Below are 15,003 nucleotides of genomic sequence, written 5' to 3' on the forward strand. Positions count from 1 at the left end.
TTAAAACAGTTTCTCAGTATCACTTGTGGTTTATTTACGAAGGATTTGCAACAAAATTGCAATCTGATGGTCACAGCATTGTCATCGCATGGTCATAGAGTTGTTGCCAACAACATCATAAGAAGATTAAAAAAATGAAGCTAAAGTCTAACGCACTTGTGATCGCAATGTGTGCATTGGGGCTAGGGGCATGTAATGATGACACTAACAATATCACATCAGTACCAAATATTACGCCTGAATCGATTGAACTCAACTATCTCAGTCGTACAGAAAGTCGTGGTTTTGCGGTCAGCGCAGCAGAGATACCTGCCTATGATGCACAAAGCCAAAGATTGTTTGTTGTAAACGCAAAAGAAGGCGTGGTTGATATTTTTGATTATCGCCAACCTCAGCAACCTAAATGGATTGGCTCTTTAGATGCTAAATCATATTTAACAGACTCAGAAGTAAATAGTGTTGCTGTAAAAAATGGAATTGTTGCCTTAGCTGTACAAGCCAAAGATAAAACAGATCCAGGAATCGTGGCACTTTTTAATGCCAATGATTCGAGCTTTATTGCCCAAGTTCCAGTGGGTTCTCTACCCGATATGCTGACCTTTAGTGCAGATGGTAAAACCTTATTGGTGGCGAATGAAGGAGAGCCATCTCATGATTATGCGATTGATCCCGAAGGTTCGATTTCAATCATTGATCTCTCAAATTTGAACAAACCAGTTGCAAAAACGGCTGACTTCAAAGCCTTTAACAGTCTAGCACAGCTATTACGTGATCAAGGTGTGCGAATTTATGGTCCAAATGCAACAGTAGCGCAAGATTTTGAACCTGAATACATCACACTCAGCGCAGATGGCAAAATTGCATGGATCGCATTACAGGAAAATAATGCCTTAGCTAAGGTGGATGTTTTAAATGCCAAAGTCATGGCTGTTTATCCGCTCGGTTTTAAAGATCATGGCTTACAAGGTCATGGTTTAGATGTCAGTGATGCCGATGGTGAAAATGGTCTTGCGAAGATCAATATTCAAACTTGGCAGCATGTTCGTGGCTTATATATGCCAGATGCGATCTCAAGTTACGAAGTCAATGGTAAAACGTATATTGTCACTGCCAATGAAGGGGATGCTCGTGCTTGGGGTGAAGATGATCCTGAATATTGGGGAGAGAGATTGAAGGATAATCCGAATGCTCAAGGTAATATTAAAAAGGGTTTTGTTGAAGAATGGCGTGCGAAGCATCTATTCCATAAAGATGGTTTCGACAGACGGCAAGGTGAAGATCTGCCACCACAATTAAGAGCACTGGCGAAAGGTGCTGAATTGAATCCTCTGCATTTTGCATATTGTGGAGCGATCGATGGCGATGCTAAAGGATGCCGTGAAGACAAGATGCTTGGTCGTTTGAATATCACTTGGACTGAAGGTTATCAAAAGAATACTGATGGCACACCTAAACTCAATGCTCGAGGCAATTTAGTTTACGATCATTTATATAGCTTCGGGGCACGATCTGTCAGTATTTGGACAGAAAATGATGCTCAAACAGGATTAGAGCTGGTTTGGGATTCGGGTGATGATTTTGAACAATATATTGCTCAGCACCATCCTGAGATCTTTAATGCAAACCATGAAGAAGCAGGGTTCGATAATCGTAGTGACAATAAGGGACCAGAGCCAGAAGGCGTGGTGATCGGTCAAATCGGCCAGAAAACTTATGCATTTATTGGTTTAGAACGAGTTGGAGGCGTGATGGTATATGACATCTCCAATCCTGCCCAACCCCAATTTGTGCAATATATTCATTCGCGAAAACTTGATGCAACCACTGCCGATATCGAGGAAGGTCAGGCAGGAGACTTAGGTCCTGAAGGATTAACCTTTGTTGCCGCAAAAGAATCTCCAACGGGTACGCCTTTACTGATTGTAGGGAATGAAGTCAGTGGTACTACAGCAACGTATCAAATCACGTTGAAATAGAGCCTGATCGTGTAGATGTATGATAAAAGAGCCATATGGCTCTTTTATTTTTTACCCGTCATGCGTAATGCTTTAAAGTCTTGTCGAATTTAGACCACGAATTGTTCAGGGCATTTCATGTTTGCGATGGCATTGATGATTTGATGTGAATGCTCGCATACGATGATTTTTGCCCGATGTTGAGCAGGTAGAAAACCTTCTTCTACTGCATGATCGAGTTGTGCAATCAAGGCATTATAGAATCCATTGACGTTATAAATAATCATTGGTTTTTGGTGTTGATTTAACTGTCCCCAAGTTGCGATTTCTAAGATTTCTTCAAATGTACCTAAACCTCCCGGGAGCGCAACAAAAGCACTAGCACGTTCAGCCATCATGGCTTTGCGTTCATGCATTGTTCTTACCACGTGAAGTTCTGTTAACTGATTATGGGCAACCTCGTAATCAAGCATAAATTCAGGAATAACACCAACAACTTCACCATTGTTTTCAATGACTGTATCTGCGACTTGTCCCATTAATCCGATACTTGCACCACCATATACAATGCCAAATCCTTGCCTTGCAATTTTTTCAGCCAAAGCAATGGCTTTTTGTTGGTAAATAGGATTATTGCCAAAACGAGAACCACAATAAAGTGCAATAAGGCATTGAGTTGCTTTTGATTTAACTGATGTATCGGTCTCTAAGGTGTTATTAAGAACGCTTGTATTCATATTTATTTACTCACCTTTTTTAAATGAACTTCATCATGCAGTTTAATCTAAGCAAGAAAGGTGACAACTGTATAGATAAATAAGAATTTTTTGAAATATTTTGTAGTTTCATTCCAAAATGATTGATAAAGCCAATCTTGATTCACCGAAAAAATAGTGAATTGCAATAAAATCTTTTCTATACTGAAAATCTGTTCGGCAACCAATACATCAATATGAGTAGTGATCGACATCGCTCAATAGAACAAAATATTATTTATTTTCTAAATTTAAATACTGCATTTATAACTTTGCCTCATCACTTTGGTTTAAATGAATCCCATCTTCCTGAAACGTGGGAGTGTAACTCATGATTTTTGAATGGATGTCTGATCCTTCCGCATGGGTGGGACTCTTAACTTTAATTATTTTAGAAATTGTTCTCGGGATTGATAATCTCGTCTTTATCGCGATTTTGGCGGAAAAACTGCCGCCTGAGCAACGCAATAAAGCCAGAATTTTAGGCTTAACGCTCGCGCTTGGCATGCGCCTAATCCTTTTGGCGTCAATCGCTTGGATTATCACGTTAACGAATCCATTATTCCATATCTTTGATCATCCGTTTTCAGCCCGAGATCTTATTTTGATTTTTGGCGGTATTTTCTTGTTAATGAAGGGAACTTTAGAACTACATGAACGTCTAGAAAGTAAAGTTCATGTTAAAGAAGAAAATCCTGTTCATGCTGCATTTTGGATGGTCATTGTACAGATCGTGGTATTGGATGCAGTGTTCTCACTCGACAGTGTGATTACAGCAGTCGGTATGGTCAAAGATCTTTCGGTCATGATGATCGCCGTAATTATTGCGATAGGAATCATGCTATGGGCCTCTAAAGCCCTCATGGACTTTGTGAATAAGCATCCAACTGTGGTGATTCTGTGTCTATGTTTCTTGATGATGATCGGTTTCTCATTGGTTGTCGAAGGCCTAGGCTTCCACATTCCGAAGGGTTATCTATACGCTGCAATTGGTTTCTCTGTCCTGATTGAGTTTTTAAATCAATTGATGCGCCGTAACCAAGAAAAAACGGTAACAACGACTGATTTACGTTTCAAAACAGCATCTGCCGTCATTCGTATGCTTGGTGGTAAGTCAAAAACGGCAGATGCTCAATCGACAAATACGGATGATGTTTTGGCTACCCAAGCGTTGGTAGAGGAAATGTTCTCGGATGAGAATGCTGTATACCAAAGCGTGATGTTGCAAGGAGTATTAGGTTTATCTGAGCGACCAGTCAAATCATTAATGACCCCACGTCCAGAACTCGAATGGATCGATTTAGATGACGATCCTGAAAGTATTAAACATCAAGTGCTTTCTATGAAACATTCACGTTTGATCGTTGCACATGGCGAGCTAGACAATATTGCTGGGGTGGTGCTCACGCATAACGTTTTGAATGACTATATTGAATCAGGCGATTTTAATTTCGAAAAACACATTCGAGAGCCTGTCATTGTCCATGAAAGCGCTCAAGTCTTAATGGTGATGGATCAATTGCGTCAGGCACCCTTACAAATGGCGATTGTGCTCAATGAATATGGTTCCATTGAGGGTATTGCAACACCGATTGATATTTTAGAAGCGATTGCGGGTGAATTCCCGAACGAAAATGAAATAGAAACTGCAGTTGAAAGCTTAGAGGATGGTTCACTCATGCTCGAGGGTTCAACTGATATTCGTCATATTTCATTATTGCTTGATCGTGATTTAGTTGATGAGTCAGAACAGTATTCTACGCTGTCTGGTTATATCTTATTCCATTTAGGACATTTACCTGAAAATGGAGAAACCTTTGAAGCAGAAGGGTATCTATTTGAGGTGGTTACAATGGATGGTCATAAAATCGAAAAAGTACATATTGTACCCATCGTAAAACAAGACCCATCAGAATGATTTAAACTCAGTTAAAATAGCATCTCATTAGGTGCTATTTTTTTGGAATATTGATGTCCGAACTCAATTGTCCTTGCGGGCATGGAATTTATACACACTGTTGTGAACCTTTACATCGTGGTCAGCGTGTTGCAGAAAGTGCTGAACAGCTCATGCGTTCTCGCTATAGTGCATTCGCTAAACATGAAATCGACTATATTGTGAGTACCACAGCATCAGGTCAGCAAAGTCATTTAGACATTGCTGCCATTCGGGATTGGGCGATGAGCAATCAGTGGTTAAAATTAGAGGTTATTCAGCATTTACCTCGTCTGGATAAAACCCATGCTCAAGTTGAATTCAAAGCACATTACCAACATGTCGATCAGGTACATCTCCATCATGAAACCTCAAATTTCGTATTCACCAATAGACAGTGGTATTTTTTAGACCCAACGACAGATCAAACTGTGACGATGAAGCAGACTTGTATTTGTGGATCAGGAAAAAAATTTAAGCAATGTTGTGCGCGATTTCTCTAGAATTAATTTTTAATTAACTTAGAATATTGCGCATTAAAAACCCTCATTTGGAAGTAGGGCAATGTTACTCACCGTTATTTATATTATTGCGATTACTGCGGAAGCGATGACAGGCGCCTTGTCTGCAGGTCGACGAAGTATGGATTGGTTTGGTGTCATTATTATTGCCTGTGTGACTGCTTTGGGCGGAGGATCAGTTCGTGATGTTTTGCTAGGGCACTATCCTTTAACTTGGGTGAAACATCCTGAATATCTAGTACTTACATGTTGTGCAGCATTATTTACGATTTTTATCGCAAAATGGATGCGACATCTACGTTCGGTATTCTTACTTCTAGATGCCTTAGGTCTGATAGGTTTTACCATTATTGGTTGTCAAATTGCGATTCAAATGGAACAGGGTTTCGTGGTTTGTGCAGTGGCAGGGGTATTGACAGGCGTTTCAGGGGGTATTTTACGAGATATCTTATGTAACGATGTGCCTTTAGTCTTCCGTCGCGAACTTTATGCCAGTATTTCTTTTGTTGCGGTCATTTTCTATTGGGGCTGTATCGAAGTCGGTTTTTCACAAGATATCACCATTATTTCTACTCTTATTTTTGGTTTCACATTGCGTTGTATCGCAATTTACTTTGGCCTTGAAATGCCAAAATTTATTTATAAAGATGATGATGAACAGTCGGCGTCATCAAAAGATGTAAATTAAACTTTTTACACTCATCTTTCAAAATGGCCGATAATGTGATCGGTCATTTTTATATGGTTCTTTAGAAAATAAAAATAAGCAGTGTTGAGAAAACAGCGATTGTCATTGGTTGTATTTAAATCACTCCTCACAGAGAGCATGCTATGGATTTAATCTCACGAATACAGCGTTTACCTATTGGTAAATTTCACTACACCTTGTTGTGGGTGATTGGATTAGGCTGGATGTTTGATGCAATGGATACTGGACTAATTTCCTTTATCTTGGCGAAGATGGCTGAAGACTGGCAAATGACGCCTGCTGAAAAAGGTTGGGTTGTATCCATAGGCTTTGTGGGGATGGCGATAGGTGCAGTGTTCTCTGGTGGACTGGCAGATCGAATCGGGCGTAAAGCAGTATTTGCTACAACTTTGGTCATCTATAGTATAGCAACAGCTCTTTGTGCTTTCGCACCAAATTTAACATGGTTATTAATCTTTAGATTTATTGTAGGTTTAGGCTTAGGCGGACAGTTACCAGTTGCCGTGACTTTAGTGAGTGAATACATTCCAGCCCATGTTCGTGGTCGCTTTATTGTGTTACTTGAAAGCTTCTGGGGGCTAGGATGGTTATGTGCTGCACTGGTTTCTTATTTTGTCATCCCCAAATTTGACTGGCATGTTGCATTTTTATTGGGTGGTTTGCCTGCACTTTATGTCTTCGTCATTCTAAAAAAAGTTCCGGAATCTGTTCCTTACTTGATCAATCGAGGTCGTATTAATGAAGCGCACGCGATTGTGCAAAAAATCGAGCGACAGTGTGGTGTCGAAGTCATCGAAAAAATTGAAGTGAAACCAGTTTCAACACATTCAAATGTCAGTTTTGGTCAGTTATGGTCAAGCGGTTTCGCTAAGCGCAGTTTAATGCTGTGGTTAATTTGGTTTGGGATTGTTTATTCGTATTACGGTATTTTTACGTGGTTACCAAGTCTTTTAGTCAAAGAGGGATATACCATTGTGCAGTCTTTTGAATATGTTCTCGGGATGATTTTAGCACAATTGCCAGGTTATATTGTCGCGGCATGGCTCGTTGAAAAGTTAGGGCGTAAAGCGACGCTTTCAGGCTTTATTGCAATGTGTGCAGTATCAGCATATTTCTTTGGGCAGGCTGATACCGTAGCGATGATCATGTTCTGGGGATGCTTGATGTCATTCTTTAATCTTGGTGCATGGGGCGTTTTATATACCTACACGCCTGAACAATATCCTGCAAATATTCGTGCTTTCGGATCAGGATGGGCAGCAGCAATTGGGCGTATTGGTGGGATTGTTGCACCTTTAGTGGTTACCCATATGATGGTGGCTTCAAATGGATTTAGCCAAGTATTTATGATGTTTACCGCTGTATTATTGGCAGTTGCAGCCGTGATCTTGGTGCTCGGTGAGGAAACCAAAGGTAAGACACTTGAGTCTATGGGGATGTAAATCTGTGAAAAAAGAGGAGCTAAGCTCCTCTTTTTTAGACCCATTTTTGACGTGCTTTAGTTAAGTCAAAATGTAATGTGTTCGACACTTGCTGAAGATTGAATTTTTCTTTATCTTCAGGGAGTTGAATTAAAATAGGCAAAGCTGATACCCCATTGTCGCCATTGACAAAAGCATAGTGACGCTCAGTCTGATTAATTGAAATCAAACTTTCAAACTCAAGGTACACCGTCGTTTCATCATGTTTTTTGGGCACTTTCACGAGATCTAAATATGCAATTCGTCGATTATTAATTCCAGCCAATTTAAGCGCTTCAAGCTCCGATTTTAACTTTTCAGTTTTATCAAACATTTTTTGAAAGAATCCTTTGTTTGATTGGCTTTCGAGTTCTCTTTTTTTCTGATTAAAAGCAATTTGATTGACTTTATGTTGGTCTAGAGCATCGGCAATAATAGTTTTGACTTGCTCAATCGCTGCTTGAGATTTGCTATGACTTGCCGCATAAGACTCTGCATCTAAACTCACGAAAATAGTATGTCGTCTTTTTTCCATCAATTTTAAATAGGATAAAATTTTATATTCGAAAATTTGAGCTTGAGTATTGAAGGCGATAATGGGTTCACTTGAAAAGTCTTTATAAAAACTCGCAATATCAGAGAACAGACGATGCATACTGATAAAACAATAATCAAATTCATCAGGGTGACGAATTGAATGACGCAGTGCATATTGAAAAGGTTGCAAGATCTCAAGGGTTAAAGCTTTTTCGAAATCTAAAAGTCGCTCGTTAATGACTTGTTCGACTGAAAATCCAGAAGCATCGAGCGGTTTTTTGAGTAATGGTAATAACAGATCAAAATTGACGTTATGAAATTTTTCCATCAGATCCAAAATAGGAGTCGTGATCTGTCGTTGGATCGTAATAATTCGACTGACTTGCCATTTAAATTGTTCTAAATAGCTTGGATCATTTAAGCGTTTCTTATCTAACACCACGCCATTTAGGTAAACTCGATCTTCAAGACCTAGCTTTTCTTCCATTAAAAAGCGGCGGATAGAATATGGGTTCTGTCTAAAGTCATGAATGGTCGCGACCAGATATAAATACTGACTGCTTTCAATGACATCAAAATCACGAATTTTTTGTTCTTGAATAATAAAGTCTTGGAATAATGGATGGCTAATTTGCTTCAGTTGTCTCGGGAGGATGGTTTTGAACCAATAGCCTAGAATTTGATGTTTAATATGAACTTCAAGAATAAAAGTACGAATTTCTTCAGCTGTTAAATGTCGGCAATTATCAGGAACATTTAAGTCGAGTGTTTTGATGATATTTGCAGCATCATATAAAAAAGTTTTTCGTAGGAGTTGTTTGTCTCTAAGAAAACTTTGATCTTCTTCTGTTTCAATACGATCAATTTGATTTTGTACAGTTTCTAAGTAATCGGCGATTTTAATTACGTCTTGATATGATTTAAGCGTTTCTAAAGTGGCTGCGATCTTTTCAGCCAAAGTTCGCATTTTCGGTGAGATTAAATGACTGCTTAAATCCTGAAGACCAACAATGCCCTTAAAAGTGAATGATTGTCGATGTTGATCCCAGTAAATATTCTTCGCAGTCAGGAATTGTTCCTGGATCAGACCTTGTATTGGTGCGGGAACACTATTAAAAATATTTTTTAAACGCGTTTGCCAATGAACATCTAGATTAGGGTCAATTTGAAATAATTTTGAGCGAAGATCATAAGGAATGTAATTATGCATGTTTGTTCCGTTCATACGATGAGCGTATGTAAAAGCATTTGTTATAAAGTTGTGTTTTGATTATTGTATATTCAATAAAATTAATTGGATACAAGAAAAAAGTCCAATTTAAAATGAAATAAAACCAACTGGCCTTTTTTTTGTTATTTTATCTTTACAAAGTGTCCAACCTTGCTTGTTCTTCGCAGTTTGGGAGACTAGCATACACCCTTAAACTATTCATTCATTAGGATTTCACGATTCAATGACAAGCCTTGCGCACCAAGCGACAGAGAATCGTTCTGTAGCAGAATTTACAGAACAAGCTTACCTAAACTATGCGATGTACGTGATTATGGATCGTGCATTGCCTCATATTAGTGATGGATTAAAACCTGTACAACGCCGTATCGTATATGCGATGAGCGAGCTTGGTCTAAAGCATAGTGGTAAACCCAAGAAATCAGCACGTACAGTTGGTGATGTTTTAGGTAAATATCATCCGCATGGTGATTCTGCTTGTTATGAAGCAATGGTCTTAATGGCACAGCCATTTAGTTATCGTTATCCATTTATTGAAGGGCAGGGCAACTGGGGATCACCAGATGATCCAAAGTCGTTTGCTGCAATGCGATATACCGAGGCCAAACTATCACAATATAGTGAAGTCCTGCTCTCTGAGTTAGGTCAAGGAACTGTCGACTGGCAAGATAACTTTGATGGTTCATTAAAAGAGCCTGTAAATTTACCAGCACGCGTACCGAATATTCTTTTAAATGGTACGACGGGAATTGCGGTGGGAATGGCAACAGATATTCCACCACACAATTTACGGGAAGTTGTTAAGGGTACAATTGCACTGATTCGTAACCCGAATTTGTCTGATGAAAAAGTTGCTGAATATATTCCTGGTCCAGACTTACCGACTCAAGCAGAAATTATTACACCTGCTGATGAATTACTGAAATCACAAAGCACTGGGCGCGGCAGTTATCGCATGCGTGCGGTATATTCGGTTGAAAAAAATGAAATTGTCATCAGTGAATTACCATATCAGGTTTCTGGCTCTAAAATTATCAGCCAAATTGCTGATCAAATGCAGGCAAAAAAATTACCGTTGGTAAGTGATGTACGAGATGAATCAGATCATCAATGTCCAACACGTTTGGTAATTGTCTTGCGTTCAAATCGTATCGATGCAGATGCGGTCATGAGCCATTTATTTGCCACGACCGATCTTGAGTCGAGCTACCGCGTCAATATGAACATGATTGGTGCTGATGGTCGTCCACAAGTAAAATCAATCCGTCGTATTTTATTGGAATGGATTGAAATTCGTAAAACGACTGTGACGAGACGTTTGCAATACCATTTGAATAAAATTGAAAAACGTCTACATATTCTGGCGGGACTTTTAATTGCGTATTTAGATATTGATACGGTAATTCGCATTATTCGTGAGGAAGATCATCCGAAAGAAGTCTTAATGTCACATTTCGGTATTGATGAAATTCAAGCCGAAGCCATTCTAGAGCTTAAATTACGTCATTTGGCGCGTCTCGAAGAAATGGAAATTCACCGTGAACAAGAAGAGCTTGAAGCTCGAGCAGCCGTGATTCGAGAGCAATTGGCGAATCCTGAATCTTTAAAAAATCTGATCATTTCAGAATTAAAAGAAGATGCGAAAAAGTTTGGTGATGATCGCCGATCTCCAATTGTTCAGCGTGAAGAAGCGACCGCGATTAGTGAACAAGATTTGATGCCAGCTGATCCTGTCACTGTCATTTTATCGGAAGCGGGTTGGATTCGTTGTGCGAAAGGACATGAGATCGATCTAGATAAAGTCAATTTCCGTGCAGGAGATCAATATTTAAGTCATGCACAAGGTAAATCTAATCAAAAAGTGTATGTATTAGATCAATCTGGTCGAAGTTACGCATTACCAATTACAGGATTACCTTCAGCGCGCGGCTTAGGTGAACCATTAAGCTCGAAATTATCGCCAGCAAATGGAGTAAATTTCCAACAAATTCTGATTGCTGAAGATGAGGTGGAAATATTAGCGATCAGCTCCAAAGGATATGGTTTTAAAACACAAGCGAAACAATTGGACACCAATGCTAAAGCGGGTAAAGCGTTTTTAACGCTTGCAGATGATGCAAGCGCAATGCCATTGCAACAAATTGATGGTACACATATCGCTGTACTCAGCAGTTCTGGACGATTATTACTGACAGAGCTGACAGAATTACCAATGCTCAATAAAGGAAAAGGTAATAAATTGATGCAGTTGGATGCAAAGGAACGCATTGTGTCTATGACAACACTTAACTTGGATGATGTGCTTCAGGTCGTTGCTGGACAACAACAATTGAAATTAAAAGGTGATGATCTGCTGAAATACATCGGTAAACGTGCTTCAAAAGGGCAGGTATTACCACGAGGTTATCAAAAAGCAAATAAACTCTTCATTCAAAGATAAAGCTAGCATCTAGTCGACAAAATACGTTATATATGAAATGTATTTATGGCTATGGATGCTTTATTGAGCAATAAATTAAATAAGATGCTCAATACATTATCGAAAAGAAGAGTTTAAAACCAAGTATTACTAATTGGAGAATATGGCATTATGGAAAAGATTTGGTTCGCTGAATACCAAAAAACTGGAATTCCACAAACAGTAGAGTTACCACCAGAAAATACCTCTCTTGTTGATATTTTTGAGAGAAACTTCCAGAAATTTGGTTCGCGTGATGCTTTTATCTTTATGGATAAAACATTAACGTTCAATGAACTTGATACGGCGAGCCGTCAATTTGCAGCCTATCTTCAAAGCCTTGGTTTAGCAAAAGGTTCTCGCGTAGCGGTCATGATGCCAAACGTACTGCAATATCCAGTAGTGGCACTTGGTGTATTCCGTGCGGGCTTAGTTCTTGTCAACGTGAACCCACTTTACACAGCTCGTGAACTTGAGCATCAACTGAATGACTCAGGCACTGAAGCGCTTGTGATTATTGAAAACTTCGCTTCTGTTTATCAATCAATTCTTGGTAAAACGCCAGTTAAGCATGTGATCGTGGCGACAGTAGGTGATATGTTAGGTACCTTAAAAGGTACACTCGTGAATTTTGTTTTACGTAAAGTGCGTAAGCAAATTCCAGCTTGGAGTATCCCAGGACATGTGAAATTCACGACTGCGATGTCTAAAGGCAGTACTGCACATTATAAGCGTCCAGCAACAACGTTGAGCGACACTGCTGTATTGCAATATACAGGTGGTACAACAGGCGTATCAAAAGGTGCGGAATTAACACATCGCAACCTTGTTGCAAACTTAATGCAAGCAGATGGTATTTTCCAATCTAAATTTGGTGCTCAAGATGGTGCGAGCGACGATCGCATTTTCTGTGCATTACCGCTATATCATATCTTTGCATTCATGGTTTGTGCACTTTATGGTATGTACAAGGGTCAAGCAAACGTACTGATTCCTAACCCTCGTGATCTCCCTGCAGTCATTAAAGAGCTACGCAAATATCAGCCTGGTTTCTTCCCAGCAGTGAATACTTTATTCAACGCACTCGTTCATAATGAAGAATTCAAACAACTTGACCATAGCAAATTAAAAATGGCGATGGGTGGTGGTATGGCTGTATTGCCTTCAACTGCTGCAGCTTGGAAAAAAATCACAGGTACAAATATTATTGAAGGCTATGGTCTTTCTGAAACTTCACCTATTGCAACGGCAAACCCACCAGCATCTGAAGAGTTTAGCGGTACGATTGGTATCCCATTACCTTTAACGGATGTCGCTGTCTTGGATGACGATGGCAATGAAGTTCCACAAGGTGAGCAAGGTGAAATTTCAATCCGTGGTCCTCAAGTCATGAAAGGCTATTGGAACCGTCCAGATGAAACAGCTAAGGTGATGACCGCAGATGGTTTCTTCCGTACTGGTGATATCGGTATCATGGATGCTCGTGGTTACTTCAAGATTGTTGATCGTAAGAAAGATATGATCTTGGTATCAGGCTTTAACGTATACCCATCTGAAATCGAGGAAGTGATTGCAACACATCCTAAAGTACTCGAGGTTGCAGCGATTGGTGTAGCTGATGAAAAATCAGGTGAAGTGCCTAAGCTATTTGTTGTGAAGAAAGATCCATCATTAACAACAGAAGAAGTATTAGCTTTTGCGAAAGAAAACTTAACAGGATATAAGCGTCCTCGTTATGTTGAATTCATGGATGAATTGCCAAAATCGAATGTTGGTAAAATCCTTCGTAAAGATTTACGCAAATAATTCAAATAAAAAAGCGCCGTAAGGCGCTTTTTTAATTTATTCTTTCATTAGCCAACGGTCGATATAAGGTCGCGCTGTTGCAATAATAAATGTAAATGTCAGCATTGTACCTAAATGACGCCCTACAGCAGAACTCGGTAACTGTCCTGAATAACTGAAGTAAATATCAACTAAGCTATATACAGAAATAATGCTCAGCCAGATCCATTTATTCGCTCGTTTAATCCCCACCGCGATAAAGGCGATGATGAGAACCAGCAATGTGCCGAGAGTCGATTGCCAATTCATATTGGCACAAATTACGCTTATCAAGAAAGCCATAATCGGAAGAACGATATAAAGCACACGATCGACACGTTTTTGATGTTGCTTTTGTAACTCGAGAACATCAAATAACTTTTTTTGGTCAGAATTGGTCATGCCATTACTCAGAATTTTAATAAACAAAATAATTTAACTAAAATTATCGCACAAACATCATGCTAAGATAAAACCAGCTTAAATCATTGGACTGAAATCCATGCACGGTATTGAAGGTGTTATTTACCTTATTTTAATTGCTTGTTTACTCCCTTATTTATTTACAGTCATTGCTAAAATTGCAGGTGGTTTTAAAGGGCAGGATAATCAAAATCCGCGTGAATTCATGTCTAAAACCACAGGCTTAGCGGCTCGAGCAAATGCAGCTCAGCAAAATAGCTTTGAAAGTTTGCCATTATTTATTGCGGCAGTTTTGATGGCTGAGTATATGGTTGTTCAACAACAATTGGTGATTCTATTAGGTTCGGCGTATATCGTCTTACGAATCATCTATGGGATTTGTTATTTATGTAATTGGGCGACCCTTAGATCAATTGTTTGGTTCTTATCAATGCTTTGTCCGATCTTATTGCTTTTATTAATTATTCGATTGCTCTAAGAAAAACAGACTAACACCATACCTAAAATACATCTTCAGCTTGTATAATCGAATGATGATTGCTTAATAAAGCGTTATAATCAACCCCATTTTAATGAACACTGACAGTAAAGAGTTTGCTATGAGCTACAGTAATATCCCTGCAGGTAAAGATGCACCAAACGATATCTATGTAATTATCGAGATCCCTGCAAATGCAGCACCAATTAAATATGAAATTGATAAAGATTCAGATGCACTTTTCGTAGATCGTTTCATGGGTACTGCAATGTTCTACCCAGCAAACTACGGTTATGTACCAAATACATTATCTCTTGATGGCGATCCATTAGACGTATTAGTTGTTACTCCACATCCTGTAGAACCAGGTTCGGTTATCCGTTGCCGTCCAGTGGGTAAATTAAATATGGAAGATGATGGTGGTGTTGATGCGAAACTTGTCGCTGTACCACACGATAAATTAACGCCAATCTATAAAGATGTTCAAGAATATACTGACCTTCCTCCTTTATTGATTAGTCAAATTGAACATTTCTTCCAACACTACAAAGACTTAGAGCCAGGTAAGTGGGTCAAGTTAAGTGGTTGGGAAGGTGCAGATGTTGCTAAACAAGAAGTGTTAAGCTCAATTGCTGCTTATGCAGAAGCAAACAAATAATTTGCCTGATGTATAAATAAAGCTACAAACTTTGAGTTTGTAGCTTTTATAAAAAACC

12 protein-coding genes are annotated in these 15,003 nt (G+C 39.1%); 9 read left to right on the forward strand and 3 right to left on the reverse strand.

From position 1 onward, the window contains the following. The first annotated feature begins 134 nt into the window (after positions 1-134). Positions 135-1,976, forward strand: coding sequence for a choice-of-anchor I family protein (locus AC1M9H_RS07205; protein ID WP_481613080.1), 1,842 nt, complete (start codon positions 135-137; stop codon positions 1,974-1,976). Positions 1,977-2,065: 89 nt separating this feature from the next. Here AC1M9H_RS07205 and AC1M9H_RS07210 read toward each other — a convergent pair whose 3' ends face one another. After that, positions 2,066-2,692 carry an LOG family protein gene (locus AC1M9H_RS07210; protein ID WP_481591504.1) on the reverse strand — a complete coding sequence of 209 codons (627 nt, stop codon included), beginning with the start codon at positions 2,690-2,692 and terminating at the stop codon, positions 2,066-2,068. A gap of 349 nt (positions 2,693-3,041) precedes the next feature. Here AC1M9H_RS07210 and AC1M9H_RS07215 point away from each other — a divergent pair, with 349 nt between their 5' ends. The 4 genes from AC1M9H_RS07215 (at position 3,042) to niaP (ending at position 7,318) form a co-directional block, all read left to right on the forward strand. Beyond that, the gene (locus AC1M9H_RS07215) at positions 3,042-4,628 is read left to right on the forward strand and encodes a TerC family protein (protein WP_481608929.1); all 1,587 of its coding nucleotides are present in this window, start codon (positions 3,042-3,044) and stop codon (positions 4,626-4,628) included. A gap of 53 nt (positions 4,629-4,681) precedes the next feature. Continuing rightward, entirely contained in the window at positions 4,682-5,149 is a 468-nt protein-coding gene (locus tag AC1M9H_RS07220; protein WP_481613081.1) for a YchJ family protein, read from the forward strand. Between the two features lie 61 nt (positions 5,150-5,210). Then, positions 5,211-5,855 carry a trimeric intracellular cation channel family protein gene (locus AC1M9H_RS07225; protein ID WP_481613082.1) on the forward strand — a complete coding sequence of 215 codons (645 nt, stop codon included), beginning with the start codon at positions 5,211-5,213 and terminating at the stop codon, positions 5,853-5,855. Between the two features lie 143 nt (positions 5,856-5,998). After that, complete coding sequence (gene niaP / locus AC1M9H_RS07230; protein WP_481596093.1) at positions 5,999-7,318, forward strand: niacin transporter NiaP; 1,320 nt, start codon at positions 5,999-6,001, stop codon at positions 7,316-7,318. Between the two features lie 34 nt (positions 7,319-7,352). On the opposite strand, the gene AC1M9H_RS07235 is transcribed toward niaP, so the two are convergent. Then, the gene (locus AC1M9H_RS07235; protein WP_481593219.1) at positions 7,353-9,083 is read right to left on the reverse strand and encodes a hypothetical protein; all 1,731 of its coding nucleotides are present in this window, start codon (positions 9,081-9,083) and stop codon (positions 7,353-7,355) included. Positions 9,084-9,327: 244 nt separating this feature from the next. On the opposite strand from AC1M9H_RS07235, the gene parC reads away from it, so the two are divergent. Next, a complete protein-coding gene (gene parC, locus AC1M9H_RS07240) occupies positions 9,328-11,544 on the forward strand; it encodes a DNA topoisomerase IV subunit A (RefSeq protein WP_481607886.1) in 2,217 nt (738 codons plus the stop codon). Positions 11,545-11,694: 150 nt separating this feature from the next. Continuing rightward, positions 11,695-13,368 (forward strand): long-chain-fatty-acid--CoA ligase, encoded by a 1,674-nt coding sequence (locus AC1M9H_RS07245; RefSeq protein WP_481591500.1) that lies wholly within the window; start codon positions 11,695-11,697, stop codon positions 13,366-13,368. 36 nt (positions 13,369-13,404) lie between these two features. Here the strand turns inward: AC1M9H_RS07245 and AC1M9H_RS07250 are convergent, their stop codons facing one another. Continuing rightward, positions 13,405-13,788 carry a hypothetical protein gene (locus tag AC1M9H_RS07250; protein WP_035268065.1) on the reverse strand — a complete coding sequence of 128 codons (384 nt, stop codon included), beginning with the start codon at positions 13,786-13,788 and terminating at the stop codon, positions 13,405-13,407. A gap of 100 nt (positions 13,789-13,888) precedes the next feature. Between AC1M9H_RS07250 and AC1M9H_RS07255 the strand changes: the two genes are divergently transcribed. Then, positions 13,889-14,287, forward strand: coding sequence for an MAPEG family protein (locus AC1M9H_RS07255; RefSeq protein WP_035268067.1), 399 nt, complete (start codon positions 13,889-13,891; stop codon positions 14,285-14,287). Positions 14,288-14,408: 121 nt separating this feature from the next. Further along, entirely contained in the window at positions 14,409-14,945 is a 537-nt protein-coding gene (gene ppa, locus AC1M9H_RS07260) for an inorganic diphosphatase (protein ID WP_005233448.1), read from the forward strand. The last annotated feature ends 58 nt before the right edge of the window (positions 14,946-15,003 follow it).

The organism is Acinetobacter sp. ANC_7512, assembly GCF_056779935.1.